A 3,220-nucleotide genomic window follows, 5' to 3' on the forward strand; every position below is an offset into this window, starting at 1 on the left:
GAGCGCCCCGGGCCGCAGGCCTCGGGCCGCTCGACGCCGGCGGGGATGCCGGGCTCGGCCGCACCGCGGTGGTTCGCGTCCTCCCCGGCGGCCGAGGCCGTGTCCGGGAAGGAGGACGATCGTGAGTCAGGTGGGAGCGCTGCTCGCCGACCGGTACCGGCTCGAACGCCGGCTCGGCAGCGGGGGCATGGGCGTCGTGTGGCTCGCCACCGACGAGCGGTTGCGGCGTCCCGTGGCCGTCAAGCAGCTGATCGTGCAGAGCGGCCTCGATCCCGCGCGGGCCGCGGAGGCCCAGCAGCGCGCGATGCGGGAAGGCCGCATCGCAGCCCGGCTGCACCACCCGAACGTCGTCGCGGTGCACGACGTGACCGAGCACGATGGGCTGCCCGTGCTCGTCATGGAGCACCTGCCTTCCCGAAGCCTCGACGACGTGCTCGCCGAGCAGGGTGCGCAGGCTGTGCAGACGGCGGCCGTGATCGGTGCGCACGCGGCAGCCGCGCTGGCCGCGGCGCACGAGGCCGGGATCATCCACCGCGACGTCAAGCCCGCGAACGTGCTGCTCGGCGACGACGGCAGCGTCAAGATCACCGACTTCGGGGTCTCGTTGGCCGCGGGCGATGTCTCGGTGACCCAGACCGGGATGCTCAACGGCACGCCGGCCTTCCTCGCCCCGGAGATCGCGCAAGGGCATCCGCCCGCACCGGCCTCCGACGTGTTCTCGCTCGGTGCCACGCTCTACGCCGCCCTCGAAGGACGGCCCCCGTTCGGCGCGCAGACCGAGAACTCGCTGGCCGTGCTGCACGAGGTCGCCGCAGGCCACGTTCCGCCGCCCCAACGCGCCGGTGCGCTCGGGCCGCTGCTGGCGCAGCTGATGCACCTCGATCCCGCGGCCCGCCCGGCACCGCAGCGGGCGGGCGAGATCCTGCGCGCTCTCGCGGACGGGCAGCCGATCGCGGCCACCGAGTACATCTCCGCCGATGCCTCGACCCAGCCGTTATCGCTGGTCACCGATGCCACCACCGCTCCCGGTCCCGCTCGGAGCACGGGCACGCGGGTGGCCGAACGCCCGGTCGGCGGCGCGGCTGCGACATCCCTCGGTGCTGCCGCCCGGAGGCACCGCAAAGCTCTTGCCGTGCTGGGCGCGACGCTTGCAGCGCTAGTGCTCGTAGCACTGCTGATTCCGCAGCGCGAGTCCCCGACTCCGCCGACCACGCCGCTGGCCGCACCCGCGGAGCTGGAGCGGGTGGCCTCGGACTACTACGCGCTGCTGCCCGAGCATCCGGGCAACGCCTGGACGAGGCTGGGTCCAGGGCTGCAAGCACCGGGGCGAAGCGGCTACGAGCAGTATTGGAACTCCGTGGCCGCGGTGGAAGTCATCGACCCGCCGCACGCGGTCGGCCGCAACGTCCACATCGGAGTCGAGCTGCAGATGGCCGACGGCAGCAAGGTCCGCGAGTTCCACCAGCTCGGCATGACCGCGCACACCGGCGCCCCGCTGATCGAGGCCGACACCGTCGTGCGCACCGAGACAACCGCACCACCTCCGCCGCCACCGGCGCCGGTCGTCATCGAGCGACCAGCGCCGCAGAAGAAGGACGAGGGCAAGGACAGCGGCGAAAACGGCAAGAAGAAGGAGAAGGAGCAGGACTAGCCGCCGGCCGCGGTGGGCTCCGGCAGCAGCGGACGTCGGCCGAGCCGGGCTCTACCGCCAACGAAGTGGCGGATGCTTTGGCCCGCCCGAGCGATCACCGCCGCGATCCCCACAGCTGCTCACTGGCCAACGCGGCACCTTCGGTCAGCGAGCGCAGTTTGGCCCAGGCCACCTCGGGATGCACGCGACCGCCGAGCCCGCAGTCGGTGCCGCCGATGACGTTCGAGCGCCCGACGCGCTCGGCGAAGCGGACCAGCCGCTGCGCCACCAGCTGCGGGTGCTCGACGATGGTCGTGGCATGGCTGACGACACCGGGGATGATGATCTTCCCTGCGGGCAGGCCGATGTCGTCCCAGACCGTGTATTCGTGTTCGTGGCGCACGTTGCCCGCTTCGAACAGGTAGGCACCGGCGTCGACCGACAGCATCAGGGGCGCCAGCTCGGCCATCGGGATGTCGCTGACGTGCGGACCGTGCCAGCTGCCCCAGCACACGTGATAGCGCACCCGGTCCATCGGAATCCCGGAAAGGGCGTGGTTGAGGGCTTCGATCCGCTTCATGCAGAAGCGGCGCCACGAGCGCACGTCGAACTCCCGGCGGTAGGTGTTCCAGATGGCCGGGGTCCAGGCGTCGTCGATCTGCACCAGGAAACCGGCTTCGACGATGGCCTCGTACTCCTGCTTCAGCGCATCGGCCAACGCCCACAGGTAATCCTCGTCGGTGCTGTAGTACTCGTTGCGCTGCCCGACCGCCGCGCTCGCGGGTGCGACGACCGGGAGGAACGCCTCCACCGCGTCGCTGCCCTCCAGCGCGCTGCGCAGGTTCTCGATATCACGGCGCACCTGCGTGGGGTCGTACTCGATCGGACCGGTGCACACCGGCGTCTGCGCACGGGCCGTGGCCACCAGGCTGTTCGTGTTGCCGTACCAAAGCCCGTTCTCGATGGCGTGCGCGTAGTAACCGGGAAAATCGCGCTGGTCCTGACCGTTCAGCGCCTCGGTGCGCTCCGCGGGCCGATGTTCGAAACCGGACAAGCGGCTCGTCACGTACCAGGACCACTCGGGCTTTCCCATCTCGCCGTCGTTGAGCACGTCGAGACCGGCGGCGCGCTGCTGCTCGACGACGTCCGCCACGCTCCGCGGCAGGAACTCGGCGAAGGACTCCGGGTGATGCGGCCGGTCGACCATGGTCCCTTCCAGGTCGGAAGGCCGCGGCAGGGCTCCGGCGTGGGTGGTCAGCAGCCGATTCGTGCTGTGCTCCACGAACTTCCTCCATACCTCGACTCGCCCGTGGCACGAGCCGGCCGCGAAACCACAGCACGGATCAACTCGTGCACCTGTTGTCACCAGGCAACCGATCACACGATGTCAAAGGAACCGGGTCGGCGGACAGCTTCACGAACTCGCCGGGTTCACGACCCCGTCAAGCGCTCCTGTTGCGACTCGGACGCAGCCGCGCCGGAGTGGGCGACGGAACTGGACGACCCGGTGCAACGGGCGCACGAAGTCGCGGCTACTCGCCGACCGGGATCGGTGCCGAGCAGCCGCAGCCGTCGTCGACCGGTAAGCCC

Annotated in this window: 2 protein-coding genes; one reads left to right on the top strand and one right to left on the bottom strand. The window is 70.7% G+C overall.

The window, feature by feature from the left end; all coding sequences use genetic code 11:
* The first annotated feature begins 121 nt into the window (after positions 1 to 121).
* Positions 122 to 1,651, top strand: coding sequence for a serine/threonine-protein kinase (locus tag IJH84_RS01585; protein WP_295139400.1), 1,530 nt, complete (start codon positions 122 to 124; stop codon positions 1,649 to 1,651).
* Between the two features lie 94 nt (positions 1,652 to 1,745).
* Here the strand turns inward: IJH84_RS01585 and IJH84_RS01590 are convergent, their stop codons facing one another.
* Complete coding sequence (locus IJH84_RS01590; RefSeq protein WP_295139403.1) at positions 1,746 to 2,912, bottom strand: cobalamin-independent methionine synthase II family protein; 1,167 nt, start codon at positions 2,910 to 2,912, stop codon at positions 1,746 to 1,748.
* Positions 2,913 to 3,220 lie beyond the last annotated feature (308 nt).

The organism is Saccharopolyspora sp. (assembly GCF_017434145.1).
Lineage (GTDB): Bacteria > Actinomycetota > Actinomycetes > Mycobacteriales > Pseudonocardiaceae > Saccharopolyspora_C > Saccharopolyspora_C galaxeae.